This window comes from Nitrospira sp. (genome assembly GCA_024760545.1).
Taxonomy (GTDB): Bacteria; Nitrospirota; Nitrospiria; order Nitrospirales; family Nitrospiraceae; genus Nitrospira_D.
Genome location: CP060501.1, coordinates 805,427 through 822,084, shown reverse-complemented (window position 1 = coordinate 822,084; position 16,658 = coordinate 805,427). Strand labels below are relative to the sequence as shown.

At 58.9% G+C, this 16,658-nt stretch carries 12 protein-coding genes; all 12 read left to right on the top strand.

Annotation, left to right across the window (positions count from 1 at the left end):
* The first annotated feature begins 184 nt into the window (after window positions 1-184).
* The 12 genes from H8K03_03950 (at window position 185) to H8K03_03895 (ending at window position 16,651) form a co-directional block, all read left to right on the top strand.
* On the top strand, window positions 185-910 hold the full coding sequence (locus H8K03_03950; protein UVT21079.1) for a flagellar brake protein: 726 nt from the start codon (window positions 185-187) through the stop codon (window positions 908-910).
* A gap of 201 nt (window positions 911-1,111) precedes the next feature.
* On the top strand, window positions 1,112-1,609 hold the full coding sequence (locus H8K03_03945) for an N-acetyltransferase (protein UVT21078.1): 498 nt from the start codon (window positions 1,112-1,114) through the stop codon (window positions 1,607-1,609).
* Window positions 1,606-2,643, top strand: coding sequence for a Gfo/Idh/MocA family oxidoreductase (locus tag H8K03_03940; GenBank protein ID UVT21077.1), 1,038 nt, complete (start codon window positions 1,606-1,608; stop codon window positions 2,641-2,643). The genes H8K03_03945 and H8K03_03940 overlap by 4 nt, the downstream gene beginning before the upstream one ends.
* A complete protein-coding gene (locus tag H8K03_03935) occupies window positions 2,640-3,779 on the top strand; it encodes a DegT/DnrJ/EryC1/StrS family aminotransferase (protein UVT21076.1) in 1,140 nt (379 codons plus the stop codon). The genes H8K03_03940 and H8K03_03935 overlap by 4 nt, the downstream gene beginning before the upstream one ends.
* Complete coding sequence (locus tag H8K03_03930) at window positions 3,763-4,842, top strand: GNAT family N-acetyltransferase (GenBank protein ID UVT21075.1); 1,080 nt, start codon at window positions 3,763-3,765, stop codon at window positions 4,840-4,842. The genes H8K03_03935 and H8K03_03930 overlap by 17 nt, the downstream gene beginning before the upstream one ends.
* Before the next feature lie 23 nt (window positions 4,843-4,865).
* Complete coding sequence (locus H8K03_03925; GenBank protein UVT21074.1) at window positions 4,866-5,957, top strand: radical SAM protein; 1,092 nt, start codon at window positions 4,866-4,868, stop codon at window positions 5,955-5,957.
* Between the two features lie 13 nt (window positions 5,958-5,970).
* Window positions 5,971-6,936 (top strand): SDR family NAD(P)-dependent oxidoreductase, encoded by a 966-nt coding sequence (locus tag H8K03_03920; GenBank protein ID UVT21073.1) that lies wholly within the window; start codon window positions 5,971-5,973, stop codon window positions 6,934-6,936.
* Window positions 6,937-6,953: 17 nt separating this feature from the next.
* Window positions 6,954-8,129, top strand: a complete 1,176-nt coding sequence (locus H8K03_03915; GenBank protein UVT21072.1) for a DegT/DnrJ/EryC1/StrS family aminotransferase — start codon at window positions 6,954-6,956, stop codon at window positions 8,127-8,129.
* The gene (locus H8K03_03910) at window positions 8,126-11,854 is read left to right on the top strand and encodes a glycosyltransferase (protein ID UVT21071.1); all 3,729 of its coding nucleotides are present in this window, start codon (window positions 8,126-8,128) and stop codon (window positions 11,852-11,854) included. Before H8K03_03915 ends, H8K03_03910 begins: the two co-directional genes overlap by 4 nt.
* A gap of 91 nt (window positions 11,855-11,945) precedes the next feature.
* On the top strand, window positions 11,946-13,097 hold the full coding sequence (locus H8K03_03905; protein ID UVT21070.1) for a glycosyltransferase family 9 protein: 1,152 nt from the start codon (window positions 11,946-11,948) through the stop codon (window positions 13,095-13,097).
* Complete coding sequence (locus tag H8K03_03900) at window positions 13,094-14,911, top strand: glycosyltransferase (protein UVT21069.1); 1,818 nt, start codon at window positions 13,094-13,096, stop codon at window positions 14,909-14,911. Before H8K03_03905 ends, H8K03_03900 begins: the two co-directional genes overlap by 4 nt.
* A 75-nt stretch (window positions 14,912-14,986) precedes the next feature.
* Window positions 14,987-16,651 (top strand): glycosyltransferase family 9 protein, encoded by a 1,665-nt coding sequence (locus H8K03_03895; GenBank protein UVT21068.1) that lies wholly within the window; start codon window positions 14,987-14,989, stop codon window positions 16,649-16,651.
* Window positions 16,652-16,658 lie beyond the last annotated feature (7 nt).

Below are 16,658 nucleotides of genomic sequence, written 5' to 3'. Positions count from 1 at the left end.
GAGGCCTCGTGTGCGTTATCGGCGAAGGATGCGTCGAACTTGATCGTTATCCTTGCATCGAGATGTGTTGTGATCGGTTCTGAGCTGGTGTGATCGATCCTGGTTCCTCAAGATCGGCCCGGAACGTTCCGATAGAGTCCATCAGAGTCGGTTTGTGTCGACTGAGAGCTCAGGAACGATCATCATGAATGACGTTGTCGTATCCGTTCCCCCAGCGGGTTCCTTCTTGTCGGTCGGATTGTCGCTGAAAATATCCCTCACCATTGATCAGGAAAAGGTGACCTACGGCTCAACGCTTCTTGGATGGAAGGATCATGCTTGGCTGGTCTGCGAACGACCGCTACAACTTGGTTATGATCAGCAAGTCCCCGCAGGTACGCCATGCATTGTCAGCTATCTTCATGACGGGAAGCTGGTCGGATACCACAGCGAGATACGCGATCTGACTCTTTCGCCGGTCCCATTGATGTTCATCGCCTATCCGAAGCTCGTGGAGGAAATGCATCTGCGTAAGCATGAACGCGTGTCGTCCAATGAGCCAATCCTATTGATGCGAACCGGAGCAGGCAATGCGTCCGCGTCCACGCTGTCCACCGGGGACTATCTTGGGGGTTTGCTCAAAGACCTCAGTGAGGGAGGCTGCAGCGTATTGTTGGCCCAAAGACCTTCATGGTTGCGTTCGGGAATTACGGTCCGCTTGGAGTTCGAGCTTCCGGGACTAGGGCATATTACCAATCTGACGGGCATCGTCAAAAGCGCGGAAGTGCGAAACGGCGGCGACATAATCGGCGTGGAGTTTCGCTTCAACGAATTGGAGTACATCGAATATCGGGGGTGGGGCGGATCCGTCCGAAACGCCATCGAGCAATGTGTGTCGCAGAAGGCGAGCACCCCGTTTCTCACCCCATAGATGGACTTGTGCTGCTGCCTGGGGCAGCTATCGCTCGAACTGGTCCATGGCCACGACGCACCATGAGACGGCAGTTCCTTCCACATGGGCCTCGGCAAATCTTGCCGGTCGAGCCTGTGCCACTCACATAAATTCTCGCTTTTGCCGGAATAGCCGCCGGATTGGTCTGCTGACTCTGGCACACAACTTGTTATGTAGAGAATGAGAGGAGCCGGTATGCCTATCAGTCCCAGTACGCTGCTTGCTGAGGGAGTCGTGATCCACCACCCGGAGCTGGTCAATCTCTACGGGTGCCGCATTGGAGCAGAGACAAAAATCGGCGCATTTGTCGAGATTCAAAAACGGGCGCGCATCGGCCGTCGATGCAAGATTTCTTCGCATTCGTTCATCTGCGAAGGCGTCATGATCGAGGATGAAGTCTTCGTAGGCCACGGCGTCATATTCATCAATGATCGCCATCCGCGCGCCACAACCGGCGGCCGTCTTCAAACGGACCAGGACTGGAGTGTCATCGAGACCACCGTCAAACGTGGCGCCTCGATCGGTAGCGGAGCGGTCATTCTTTGCGGAGTCACCATCGGAGAAGATGCTCAGATCGGCGCCGGTGCAGTCGTCACACACGACGTGCCGCCTCGGGCCACTGTCATGGGCGTGCCTGCGCGATTTGCGGCATTGAATCGGAAGGAGCAGTCGGCATGATCGGCATCGGAGTCATCGGGTTTGGATACTGGGGACCTAACCTCGTGCGCAACTTCCATGAGATGGCGGACTCGCGCGTTCTGGCGGTGAGCGACCTGCGCATGGATCGTCTGGCGCTCGCCGCCTCGCGCTATCCGGGAATCGGCATCATGCAAAACCCCAGTGAGCTGATCCGGTCTCCGGCCGTCGATGCCGTCGTCATCGCGACCCCTGTTTCTTCGCATTTCCAGTTAGCCATGGAAGCGCTCAAGGCGGGCAAGCACGTGCTCGTCGAGAAGCCGTTGGCCATCACGAGCGAGCAGGCTTGGCAATTGATCGAAGAGGCGGAGAAACGCCGGCTCGTGCTCATGGTCGACCACACGTTCGTCTATACCGGCAGCGTCCGGAAGATGAAGGAACTCATCGATGGCGGTGAAGTGGGAGACTTGTACTACTACGATTCGGTCCGGGTGAACCTCGGACTATTTCAACACGATGTCAACGTGCTGTGGGACCTCGCTGTGCATGATCTTTCCATCATGGAGCACCTGCTTCCGATCAAACCGCGCGCCGTATCGGCCACCGGGATCACCCACTTCCCCGGACAGCCGGACAACATCGCCTATCTGACCCTCTTCTACGATTCCAGCCTCTTGGCTCACGTACACGTCAATTGGCTGGCTCCCGTCAAAGTCCGTCGCACGTTGATCGGCGGCAGCAGGAAAATGATCATGTACGACGACGTGGAGCCCAGCGAAAAGGTGAAGGTGTACGACAAGGGTGTGACGCGCCAGCCTCAGAGCAAGCACAGCGAAAAAGTCTATCAGATGATGGTCGGCTATCGCGCGGGCGACATGTGGGCTCCACAGCTGGATAACACGGAAGCGCTCCGGCATGAGGCGCGGCATTTTCTTGATTGCATCGGGCAGTCGCGGACGCCGATCACAAACGGCGAGGCCGGTGCCCGCGTCGTGGAGATTCTCGAGGCTGCCACGTTGTCGCTGGCACAGCGGGGGACACCGATCGAATTGCACCACATGAAGGTCGCGGCATGATTCCATTTTCCGATTTGCCGGCGCAGTACCGCTTCTTGAAGGGAGAGTTGGAACCCGCCGTCCTGGCGGTTCTCCAAAGCGGCCAGTATGTGCTGGGGCAGGAAGTCATGTCGTTCGAGCAGGACTTCGCGCGATATATCGAATCGCGCCATGCCGTTGCCGTGAACTCCGGTACCAGCGCGTTGCATCTGGCTCTCTTGGCCGCCGGCATACAACCGGGCGACGAAGTGATCACTGTACCGTTTACCTTTGTCGCCACTGCGGCCGCCATCCGATACGCCGGCGCGATCCCTCGGTTCGTGGATGTCGATCCCGGTACGCTCACGATGGATCCCAATCGATTGGCGGCGGCCGTTACGGGGAAGACCAAGGCCGTGATCCCCGTCCATCTCTATGGGCAGCCGGCGGATCTTGATCCCATTCTAGATATCGCGCGAGCCCATCGACTCACCGTCATTGAGGATGCGTGTCAGGCGCATGGAGCCCGCTATAAGGGAAAGCCGGTTGGTTCTATCGGCGATTTCGGTTGCTTCAGTTTTTATCCGGGCAAGAATCTCGGGGCGTGCGGAGAAGGTGGCCTCGTCACGGCTCGCCATGATGAGGCGGACCGTCAGCTGCGGATCCTTCGCGACTGGGGCGCCGAACGGAAATACCATCACGAGTATTTGGGGTTCAACTACCGCATGGATGGGATTCAAGGCGCGATCCTTCGTGTCAAACTGCGCCATCTTGAGTCCTGGAGCAAGCGGCGTCGCGAGCTCGCAGCCCGGTATGATGCCAAGCTAAAGAAATGTTCCGCCGGCCGTGTGGAACGTCTGGCGCATGGCGACCACGTCTACCATCTGTACGTGATCAGGGTACGGGATCGAGACCGGCTGCAATCGCAGCTGCAGGAAGCCGGTATTCAGACCGGTATCCACTATCCGGTTCCCGTCCATCTGCAACCATGGGCGTCGTCACTTGGTTACCGGCTCGGAGCATTTCCGATCACGGAACAGGCGGCAGCCACCGTGCTGTCATTGCCATTATATCCGGAGATGCCCGACGGCCATGTTGATGAGGTAGCCGACGCGCTGCATCGCTTGGTGAGCGGACCGCATCAGCCGGCTGGGGAGGTCCATGCTGCAGGTCATTGACATCGACCCGGCAGATCCCTCGTCGGTTGCCCGCTATGAGCGGTTGTTCGACGAGTGTCCCGATGCCTGCATTCAACAGTCGATGGACTGGTGCCGGGCGATCGCATGTCTCGGGCCGGACAGGCCTCTCTTTCTTATCTGCACGGACGGAACACAGGACCTGGCCGGGCTGCCGCTCTATCTGTATGAGGCGGACACGGGGAACGTGCTGACGTCCGTTCCTCAACCGGGACCGTTGGGCGGGGTCTTTCATCGTCCCGGCCTGTCTCACGCGCTAATTGGAGAGACTTACCGAGCCCTGCTCGAACGGGCGCTTGCGCTGGCGGAACTTCACCACTGCCTCACCCTCAGCGTCATCACGAATCCGTTCACCGATGACCTTGAGTGGTATGAGCGGTATTTGTCGCCCGACTTCATCTTTGAAAACTTCACGCAGTACGTGCCGCTCGACCGTCCGGCGCATCGCAATCACGGCCATCGAAACAACGTCAACCGCGGCCGCAAGGCGGGTTTTACGGCCGGTTTCTGCAAGAACGAGGCGGAATTGGAGCAGTGGTACCGCATCCATCAGAAACGGCACCGGGAGATCGGGGCAATACCACTGGACTACCGGTTGTTTGAGAACTTGTTTCGTAGCTTGGTGGCCAAAGGACGTGCACAACTCGTCTTGCTCAAAATGAATGATGCGGTGGTCTCAGGCGGCTTCTACGTGTACCACCGGCGAATTATGGACGTGTTCATGCTCAGCTTCGACAGCGCGCTTGAGAAGCTGGCGCCCAATTTCCTCAATACGGACTATTCCATGGAGTGGGCGAGAGGACAGGGAGTGACGGTCTATAACTGGCAGTCTTCCGCGAACAAGCGTTGCGGTGTGTACGAGTACAAGCGGCAGTGGGGCAGCATCGAACTCCCGTATTATTTCGTCACGCGCATAATTGGCGACCGAGGCCGTCTTGCCGCACTCGGTTCAGACGGACTCCGTACGCACTACAGCGGGCATTACGTGGTGCCGTTCGGGGTGTTTGAGACCGGATTCGAGCAAAAGCGTTTTCAGAAGTGCTGAGTAGAACTGAAAGGAGATGCGTCATGTCGCGAACCCTTCCCGTCTATGATTTCGCCACTCCAGCCGCGGAGGAATTCCCTTCCATCATTACGCTGGAGAACACGAACGTGTGCAATCTCCGTTGTATCCACTGTCCTCAAGGGCAGGGGTTTCCGGATCGCCCCGATTTTCATGCCACCTACATGTCGTGGGATGTGTACACCAAGGCGATCGATGAGATTTCGCAGTATCCGATCACGCTGCTGCGCTATTCGCCGGACGGCGAGGCGCTGATCCATCCGCAGTTTCTGGATCAGACGGCATACGCCAAGGCCAAGGGTGTGAAGCCGGTCGGTCTCACGACCAACGGGGTGTTGCTGGACAATCCGGCGATCGAGAAGGGGAAGCGGCTGCCGCGCAAAACCATGATGGAGCGATTGCTGGAGATCGGGATCGATCTCATCGACATCAGCCTGGATGCGGCGCGGAAAGAATCCTACGAACGGGTTCGTGTCGGAGCCGACTATCATCGAGTCTGGTCGAACATCCATCGGCTCTTGTATCACCGCGACAAGATGAAAGCACCGACGAAGATCATGCTCAGCATCATCGTGCAGCCTGATATCACGCAGGAAGAGGTGGATGAGTTCGTGAAGTACTGGACACCGTTGGTGGACCGCGTGATCGTTCGCGGCTATCTGACGAATCTTGGACTTACTCCCAGCAAACCCGGGACGGTCGTGGATCAAATGAGCGGTGTCGAGCGTTGGGCATGTCCGCAATTTTGGAAGCGCATTACCATCGGCAGCGATGGATCCATCCGCTTCTGCGTCGTGGACTGGCTTGAAAAGACAGTCATAGGCAGCATCGGGACCCATTCGATTCGAGAGCTCTGGCACAGTGAAGAGTACGCGCGTTTGCGAAAGGCACATTTGGAGAAACGCTATGCCGACGCACACGACCTGTGCGGGCCATGCACCGATTGGATGGGTATGCGATGGGAATGGGGCTTCGAGCTAGCCGTGGATGCGGTGATGGGGAAGCGAAAGGTCGCCGATCAGCCTCCACCACTGCCCAGTACTGCGGCGAGCGGCGGGATCATTCCCTTGACCTCAATCGGCCGGCGGGCGGCCTAAGGCTGGAACAATCATGAACTTGGGAAGAGTGCTGATTACGGGCGGGGCGGGGTTGATCGGTTCACATATCGCCGACCATGCGATTCGTTTGGGTGCCAGGGAGATTGTCGTGCTGGATAATTTCTCCCGTGGCAGACGGGACAACCTCTCGTGGGCTCTGCAACATGGCAGCGTCAAGGTCATTGAGGGAGACATCAGGGATCGTGCGACCGTCGCATCCGCGATGCAGGGTATCGATCTCGTCTTCCACCAAGCGGCCATTCGCATCACTCACTGTGCCCAGGATCCCAGGTTGGCGTTGGAAGTGCTCGCCGACGGTACGTTCAATGTGTTGGAAGCCGCCGTCCAAGCCCGCGTGAAGAAGGTGGTCGCGGCTTCGTCGGCATCGATCTATGGATTGGCCGACGACTTTCCGACGACCGAAGCTCACCATCCCTACAATAACCGGACATTGTATGGAGCGGCCAAAGCCTTCAATGAAGGCCTGTTGCGCAGCTTTCACGAGATGCACGGGCTCAACTATGTCGCGCTTCGCTATTTCAACGTCTATGGACCCCGCATGGATGTGTATGGCGCGTATACGGAGGTCTTGATCCGATGGATGGAGCGGATCGCCCAAGGACAGTCGCCGCTGATTCTGGGTGATGGGAAACAAACAATGGACTTCGTGTACGTCGAGGACATTGCCCGCGCCAATATCCTGGCCGCCCAAGCCGACGTGACGGATGAGGTGTTCAACGTTGCCACCGGTGTCGAAACCAGCTTGAACGATCTGGCGAAGCAACTCCTCGCCGTGATGGGTTCTCAGCTACGGCCCGAGCATGGTCCTGCACGAGCGGTCAATCCTGTGCCTCGCCGACTGGCGTCCACAGAGAAAGCGGCCCGGCTGCTCAAGTTCCATGCCGAGACAGACTTGGAAACCGGCCTGCGTCACTTAGTCGATTGGTGGCAGAGTACGCTCACACAGGCTGCTGCCTAACCGAGGAGTTCGCGACGATGCCGATTCCCTTGACCAAATTGTCTATCACTCAGGAGGAGCACGCGGCGATCGAGGCCGTCCTTCGCTCCGGATGGCTCACGCAAGGACCTCAAGTGGAAGCCTTCGAGCAGGAATTCGCCGCAGCCGTTTCGGCTCCCTATGCGTGTGCCGTCTCCAACTGTACCGCCGCGTTGCATCTGGCTCTCCGCGCAGTCGGGGTCGGCGAGGGTGACGAGGTCATCACCGTCAGCCATTCGTTCATCGCCACCGCCAACAGCATCCGGTACTGCGGCGCCGTGCCGGTCTTTATCGACATCGAAAAAGACGGCTTCAATATCGATCCGACTTTGATCGCTGCCGCGATCACTCCGCGGACGAAGGCGGTGCTCTGCGTGCATCAGATGGGTATGCCGTGCGATCTTGGCGCGATTCTCCCGATCGTTCGTTCCCACCGACTGGCGTTGATTGAAGACGCTGCTTGCGCAATCGGCAGCGAAATCTGGTTGGACGGACGGTGGGAACGTGTCGGCCGGCCGCACGGAGATATCGCCAGCTTTTCGTTTCATCCCCGAAAAGTGATCACGGCAGGGGAAGGCGGCATGTTGACCACCGCCAATCCGGAGTATGACCGGTTATTCAGACTATGGCGCCAGCACGGCATGACGGTCACGGATCGCCAGCGGCATGACGCAAGCCGGGTGGTGTTCGAAACGTATGACGAGCTTGGCTTCAATTACCGGATGACGGATCTGCAGGCGGCAATCGGGCGGGTGCAACTTGCCAAATTGTCGGAGATTGTTCGCCAACGGCGCATGCTGGCCGCGCACTATCGTCATCTCCTTGCCGAAGGAACGGACTGTGTGCCACCACATGAACCGGCCTGGGCTCGCAGCAACTGGCAAAGCTATTGTGTCGGGCTGCCGGAACATGGTGATCAGGAACGTATTATGGAGTCACTCTTGAACCGCGGCATTACGACAAGGAGAGGGATCATGTGCGCGCATCGAGAACCGGCGTACGAGAAACAGCCGTGGCGAAAGGGAAGCGAACTGGAGTACACGGAACGGAGGCGGGATCGTTCGGTGCTGCTTCCTATATTTCCCGGTATGACGGTGGAGGAACAACAACAGGTGGCGACCGGTCTGCGCGAAGCCACCATGCTCCATGCACAGCCGGTGAGGACTGGACGATGACTATGATGCGGCCCGTCCAGAAACCGGATCATCGGGACACGGAACGGTTGTCGACCAAACGGCCGACGGTTTCAGTCATCTGCACCGTGTTCAACGGTGAACGCTATCTCGATCAGACCATTCAATCGGTGCTGGGCCAGGAGTTCACCGATTGGGAATTGGTGCTGTTCGACGACGGGTCCACCGATCGGACGCGGGACATCGTCATGATGTACGCGCGTGATCCGCGAATCCGATACATTTACCACGGCAATATTGCGCAGTCTGGGGCGGCCTTCGACCAGTTGCTGAACACCTGCATGGGTTATGTCACCGGAGAGTATGTCGCGTTCATCGGGGCCGACGATGTCTTCATGCCTAGGAAGCTCTCGGCGCAAATGGCCGCGTTGAAGGACGATCCTGCCGCCGATATCCTGTTTTCGGACGGGTCTCACATCGATGCGGAAGGACGGATACTCGCTACCGACTTTCGGTTTCAAGAATCCTTGGCGTTCACGTCGAGGAATTTGCTCCGCACCCTGTTTCGCAAAAACATCGTGCCGCATCCGACGGTGCTCGTCCGGCGGCGGGTGATCGAAGACCTGGGTGGTTTCGAAACTGGCTTCTGTCCGGATTATCAATTCTGGCTCAAAGCGGCCGGCGCCCGCGTCCGCTTCAAATATATGGACGAAAAGTTGGTCCAATACCGCATTCATCCACAAGGTATTTCCACCGGTCCTGCCAGCAAGACTGGGCCGGAAACCGTCACACTCCTTAGCGCCATGCGAGCGCGAGTCGAGATCCAAGAGTTGTATCCGGAATTGTCGGAGTGTGCGGACCAGCAAGCGGCCCGGTATGGCGCGCATGTGGATTTCGGTCTGCTTTTGCTGACGGCCAATATTCCGTGTCCCCAGCTCGCGGTGGAGGAATTCCGTCAGGCACTTGTGGAGCGTGGCGATGGCCTCGAAGCGATCAACAATCTTGGGGTCCTGCTGGCCTTGTTCGGCCTCCATGACAAGGCGGAGATGTGCTTTCGGTTCGTCCACGAGACGATCAAGATGCCGCGCGCATTCGATCATAATCTTCAAGTCATGCGGCGCCTTGCAACGGGGCAGACCGGTGCGAGTGAGGGGTTTATTCTTCTCAGGCAAACAGCGGATGATCAGGAACTGTTGCGCAGGCTCGATCCTGTTCCAGATATGGTCTTCAATGCGCAGTACTACGGCGGCAAGATCGCCTCGATTGTCGAGCACAAGACCGAACGGATCAGTGGAGAGAGCTCTCGGTCGAATGCTCCCTCTGGTGTCTCTCCAGTAAAGGTATCGGAGACACCAAATCGAGAATTCCCGATGGTGTCGGTTATCATGCCGACGCATAACCGCATCCAACAACTACGGTGTGCCATCGCAAGTGTCCTGGCCCAAACGTACCAGGATTTTGAGATCATTGTGGTCAACGACGCGGGGTCCAGTGCGGAATCCGAGCTGAGCGACATGAACACCGGTGGGCGGATCACCTACGTCCGGCATGCGGCCAACCGGGGACTGGCTGCCGCCCGCAACACGGGACTCAAGCTCGCGCGCGGCAAATATATCGCCTATCTGGACGATGACGATCGATTTTTTCCCGATCATCTGGAGACCCTGGTCAATTACTTAGAGACGCATGATGAGTGTGTTGCGTACACCGATGCCTGGCGGGTACATGAAAAAATGCAGGGAGACCGGTACGTCGAAACCAGCCGAGATATCCCCTATTCCTACGACTTCGACGCTGCGCGATTGCTGATCTCCAATTATTTTCCTGTCTTGAGCGTGATGCATGAACGGGTCTGTCTTGAAGCGGCAGGTCTGTTCGATGAAGCGCTCACCTCCCACGAAGACTGGGATCTCTGGATCAGGATTTCACGCCGGTATCCCTTTAAGCATCTCAAGAAGGTGACTGCGGAGTTCACTTGGCGGACCGACGGCTCGTCCATGACCAGCAGCCGCCGTCCTGACTTTGCGAGAACGGCCGCGATGATCTACGAAAAGCATCGTGAAGTTTCGAAATCAATCCCCGGGGTCCGGGAGATGCAGGATCGGGCTTTGCAGGAATATCACGCGCTTTTGCAGCCGGCGCCGTCGTGTACCTGCTCCATCATCATCCCTGTTTGGAACAAACTCGACTTGACCAGGCAATGCCTGTCCGCATTGGCTGCTGCGGCGACCGATGTCACGTTCGAAGTGATCATCGTCGACAACGGATCCGTGGATGGGACCAAGGAGTTTTTGGCAGGGCTTAAAGGCAATGTGCAAATCGTCAGCAACGAGCAGAACCTTGGATTTGCCAAGGGATGCAACCAGGGCGCACGGGTGGCACGCGGTAAGTATCTGGTGTTTCTGAATAACGACACCGTCCCACAACCACACTGGCTCAATCCGTTAGTGGACGAGGTGGAAAAGCATCCGGAAGTCGGCGCGGTCGGCAGCAAGCTGCTGTTTGCGGACGGATCCGTTCAGCATGCCGGCGTCGTGTTTATGCGGTCGTTTCGAAGCGCCTATCACATCTATCGAGCGGCTTCGAGTACCGTCCCGGCCGTCAATCAGCGACGAGAATTCCTGGCAGTCACGGCGGCTTGCATGCTGATTCGTCGGGATGTTTTCGAGGAAGCGTTGGGTTTCGACGAAAGCTTCATCAATGGCTTCGAGGATGTGGATCTCTGTCTGAAGATTCGGGAGAAAGGCTATCACATCATCTATCAGCCGCGCAGTGTGTTGTATCATCTGGAAAGCCAGACCTCCGGCAGGAACAGTCATGACGAGCACAATAGTCGGCTGCTTGAGGAACGATGGGGCGCTCATTGGTGGCTGGCAGACGAAGATCTGCACTATCACACCGACGGCTTCAAATTAGTCAGCGGCCCTCGAGACGTAAAATTCCCGACACAATTGGAGCCGATGAGCGACGTCCATGATCGAGCTGCCTGGGCGCATGTTGCGGCGCTGCAAGCGGCTGCGTTGAAAAAGGATTGGGCGGCGGTCAAGTGGGAACTCCGGATGGTCGACGATTGGCCGAACGACCGATTCGTCTTGTCGTGGGGTGCCATGGTCGCCGAGAAGATGAAAGAGCCGGTCTTACGTGTGAGGTTCCTCTCCCGCTATTTGGCATTGGTGGATGCGCCTGCCGAGCGGGCCGCATTGGTCCGCACGTTGCTTGAGCAGAAGAATTTCACGGATGCGGAGAGTCATCTGAGAATGTTGCTGGACGCCGCCCCCGATCATGCGGAGGGGCTTTTGCTGAGCGGCATTCTGTCCATGCAGCGGGAGCAGTATCAGCAGGCTGAAGCCGCATTTGCCTCGGCTCTGCGGCAAGGAGCGGACCGTAAGAAATGTTTGATGGGCATGGGGATGGCGGCGATGGGAAGGGCCTATGCACAAGGCGCCTGGGAACGGTTCCGTCAAGTGCTCGCCGAGCATCCTGATGATGCCGAAGCGATCCATTGGTTGCTGCGGGCCGGTACGGCACAAAACCGCTGGCAAGAGGTGGGTGAGCGCTTGCGTCATTATCTCTCGCGGAATCCGGCCGACCTGTCGGTTCGCTTTGCGCTGACCGGTGTACTGGTCCGAGGGGAACAGATCGTGGGCGCACGCCAAGAGTATGAAACGCTTCGCGCGCTTGCCCCGACGTATGATGGTTTGGCCGAACTCGAGCAAGCGATCGCAGGAAAGGAAGCGGCGTTTGCCGTGGAAGCAGCGCATCTCTAAAGCGACTCAGCATACCGCTTGCTTGAGTCTACCCAAACCTCTGACCCGATCGAGCTCTTCGATCATGTCGGTCAGGCGAAAGCATGAACGAATGCCACGCGCACTGGTCATACAACTGGCTCGATTGGGCGATCTCCTGCAAACCCTTCCAGCAATCACTGGACTCCGCGTTCGTTTTCCCGAAACACAACTTGATCTGCTCTGCCCGTCGCATCTCGCTGGCGTGGGACGTCTGATCCCGGGGATTCAAAACGTCCTTGAGTGGGATGGAGCAGCCTGGCAACAGCGTGCTGAAATTGCCCGGCAGGACTTGCGTGCGGAACATCTGATTGAAGTCGAAGCAGCGTTCAAAACGTTGGCGCCGGAGCGGTACGACTGTGCGTACGTCCTCAATCAACACCGTCGCGCACTGGTGGCTGCGTCCTTGCTTGGCCGGGAAGTGAAGGGGCCGTTACAACATGGACCGCTCGACGAGGCGCTGACACCCTGGGCAGCTTACGTGCGCGATGTAGCGCAGCGGCGCCGGGGCCAGCGGGTGCACCTTGCCGATGCGTTTTGTGGGCTCTGCGGAGTCTCTCCGCCGGAACGGATTGTTATGCTGAATCCGCCGACGGTTCAACTATCGGACGATCTGGACTGCATCGGGAAGCAAGGGGCTCCGTGGGTCGCGCTCATTGTGGGGGCAGGGGAGACTGAGCGGGTCGTGCCTACACAGGTTTGGCGCCGGTGGATTACCTCTTTTCTCGCCGCGGCACCACAAGGCCGCGTTGTACTTGTTGGAACAGAGCAGGAGCGAGCGGCCGAGATTCAGGCACCTCTGTCCCCAACAGCGTTGGGTCGGATTTGGGATACGACGGGCCGTACGTCGCTGGCTCAGCTGGCTGTGATTCTCATGCGCTGTCATCGAATTATCGGCTCCGATACAGGCCCACTGCATCTTGCTTCAGCGCTCGGCAGGCCGGTCATCGGCTGGTATTTCGCGCGGGCGCGGGTGCATGAAACGGGACCGTATGGTTTCCACCACCTCGTGTGGCAAGCCGAAGAGGCGCGGGACGGAACGTGGCCGGTCGATGAAACCCTCGCGGCAGTATTGGAGCAGGGTCTCCATGCGCCGGCCGGCTGGAGCGTATGGACGAGTCACTGCGACAGATGGGGCGCGTATTATTCCCCAGTCGGGCAACCAGCCGTTCCGCCGCATGAGCGGGAGGCGCTCTGGCGTGAATTGGAGCCGGCGTGCGCATGAGCTATCTGGCGAAAAATCTCGAAGGCCTTCGACGGCTCTCTCCGGCGCTTGTCCAGGCGGCTCAGGATAGTCCGGACGGGTTGTTGACGATCGTGCCGTCGCGCGAAGGAAGTCCGTCGGCGACGTATGATGGACGATGGGTACACAGCGGGTATGATCCGCGCAAAGAAGCCCGTGTGTGGGCCGAAGCCCGATTGCTCGAATGGAAGACGGACGAACTCGGCGTTGTGCTCGGGGTCGGACTGCTCTATCACGTCGAAGCCTTGGTTGCTCTGAAGCCGAGAGAAGCGAGACTGGCGGTCGTCGTGCCCGATCTGGCGGTGCTCAAGAACGCTCTGTCGGCCAGACCCATGGATGCGTGGGTCAACACAGTTGACTGGATTTGGGGGACACCGGAAGTGATGGCCGAGCGACTCGTCACGAATTCGGTGCCGCTCCGTTTCATGACGTTTGCGTCGGCCGCCTGTCTGCACACCGATGCGCATCGCGACTTGGACGCGAAACTTCGCCAGCTGGTTGCGAGCAAGCAGGGTGGCCGGCTCCATGTCGCCGTCGTCGGGCCGATCTACGGCGGCTCGCTTCCCATTGCCCATCACACCGTGGCGGCGCTCGAGTCGCTGGGGCATCGCGTCAGTTGGCTGGATCAGAGCCGCCATCAGGCGAGCTATGAGCTGTTCGGATCGTATCGCGAGCCGCGGCATCGTCTGACGATGCAAAGCCGGTTCGCAGATAGCCTGAGCCTGGGGGTGATGGCGCATCTCGCCGAGGATCCGCCGGATCTTGTGCTGGCGCTCGCGCAGGCGCCGTTGAATCTCCCGGTGCTCGAGCATCTGCGTAAAAAGAAATTTCTCACGGCGATGTGGTTCGTTGAAAACTATCGGCATCTGACGTATTGGCAGCAATTGGCCGGCGGCTACGACTATTGGTTCGTGATCCAGCAAGCTCGGTGTTTTGAGGCGTTGAAGCGGGCCGGAGCGCGCCAGGTCAGCTATCTGCCGATGGCGGCTGACCCTGCGCTGCATCGGCCGCGTACGCTCACCCCAGCCGAACAGAGTGAATATGGCGCAGACGTGTCGTTCGTCGGCGCAGGATATGCCAATCGTCGCGCGGTCCTTCCCACATGGCTGTCGAAGGATTGGTCGTTCAAGCTTTGGGGTAATGAATGGGAAGGAGCGGATGATCTCGCGCCGGTTCTCCAGCGCGGCGGCGCCCGCATCGATACCGAGACCTGTATGAAGGTCTTCAATGCCACAGCCATCAATTTGAACCTTCATTCCTGTGCGGGTGATGGGCTCGATCCGGAGGCCGACTTTGTCAATCCACGGACGTTTGAATTGGCGGCGTGCGGCGCGTTTCAACTGGTTGATGAGCGGGCACTCTTTCCCGACCTCTTCGCTCCCCACGAGATGGCCCGGTTTACCACTCTGGCTGAGGTCCCGTCACTCATCCGCACGTGGCTCGCTGATGCATCCGGGCGGCGCGCGATTGCCGAGGCGGCGCGCCGCCGGGTGCTTGCGCACCATACGTATGGACATCGTATGAGAGAGTTGTTGGCTGCGATCGGTCTGCAGCAGCCTGACCGGATCGGGACGATCATGCGTGGAGGGCGTGACGCCGGCGCATTGGCGCAGCGGGGAGACGCGCCTCCTGAGCTTGCGGCGCTGCTTCGCAGCTTTCCGCCAGGTCAACGTGTGGAGCTCAAAGAAGTGGCGGCCCAGATCAAGGCGAAAGGCGCAGGCCACAAGTTGGCGAGGGAAGAGCTGTTGATCCTGATGTTGGATTGTTATCGCGCTGAAACGAGGGACCTTGTCTGAATCAACGTTTCTCGTCTCGGGTTTCTCGGTGATCATGAAACGGAAGTTCGAAGCTCGTCTTTCTAGGGCTTGAACATGAAGCAAGTGTTGATTGTAAACATCACCCGCATGGGAGATCTCGTGCAAATGGGCACGCTGTTGGCTCGCCTTCGAGAAGAATGGCCGGGTGTGGCAGTGGACCTGGTGGTGGATCGGCAATTCGCGCCGGTGGCCTCCATGCTGAATGGATTGCGCGACATCATCGCCTATGATTTCCATGCGTTAATCGACGAAAGCCGCGCCTGCGTCAAAGATACCGTCGCGCTGTATCGAGAAGTCGCGGCATGGGCCGGAGATCTGCACGAGCGCCGCTATGACCGCATCATCAACCTCACGTTCAACCGTCCGAGCGCGCTGCTGGCTGACTACGTCGGCGCTCCGGATATCCGTGGGGCGCGGAGCGCGTGGGATGGGGGCACGGTCATCGACAATCCCTGGATGGCCTACTTTACCGACATTCACCAGATCCGCCGGATCAATCGATTCAACCTCGTCGATGTCTATGCGCTGGCTGGGAGCCGGCCCGGCTCGTTTGCGCCGCTGCATGTGACGGCACCGGCCGAAAGCGGAGACTGGGCGCAGCGCTTTTTGTCCAACCCGGAACGACCGGACGCCAAATGGATTGCGGTACAAGCCGGAGCGAGCGACGTCATGAAGGCATGGCGCCCACAGCATTTCGGCGAGACGCTGGCCCGTTTCAGCGCACGCTGGAACGGCGGCATTCTGTTTGTCGGAGCCGCATCGGAGCGGGAAACCGTTGCTCATGTCATCAGGACGTATCGAGAGGCGGGTGGGCGCAGCTCGATCAAGAATGCCGTGGGTCAGACGACGCTGGCGCAACTCGCCGCCCTCCTGGCGCGGTGCCGGCTGCTGCTCACGAACGACACAGGACCGATGCACTTGGCCGTCGGCGTCCAGACTCCGGTGATCGATCTGTCTGTCGGCCACGTGGATTTTCAGGAAACCGGCCCGTATGGAACGGGGCACTGGGTTGTGCAACCGGATTTGGACTGTGCCCCCTGCGGGTTCGACCAGGTCTGTCCGCACCACGCCTGTAAGGACCGTTTGCCGATCGACTCCATCGTCGAGGTCATGCGACATGTGGTGGGGGAAGGGCCGCTGCCCACGGTTGCCCCTGGTTATCGCTTGTATCGATCGGGCATCGACGACGATCAGTTGGGCTGTTTCCAGCTCGTCTCCGGCCGCGAGGACGCTGCCATAGCCTGGTATGCGGCTTTCTGGCGACGCCGATGGTATGCGTCGTTTACCGGACAGCCCAGCCGGCTGCCGGTATTGAACGGTCTTCCTCCCGATACCCGGGAGGCATCGGCGTGCATCGGAGCCATGGTGCCCCTGCTCGACACGCTCTGCCAACGCGCCGACCATATCGTGACGCTTATTGGGCAAGCACCCATTCCTGTCCAAGCCGTTCAATCACTACAGCGGACCCAGGCGGAGGATCGTCAGAAAGTCGCCATGGCCGGCACGGCGACGTGGGCCACAAGGCCAGTGACCACGGCCGCGCTCCGCCTGCTGCATCAGGACAATGTGCAAGGACTGGAACAGATGGCGCGGCATCACGCGGCGGCCTATCATCGCTGGCGCCGCGAGATAGGCATTGTGGCCTCCCGACTTGCGTCCGTTTCGGATACCGTTAACCCAAGCCCAATTGTGCCCGCTTCGTATGCCGGTATCAGATAAGAGGAGA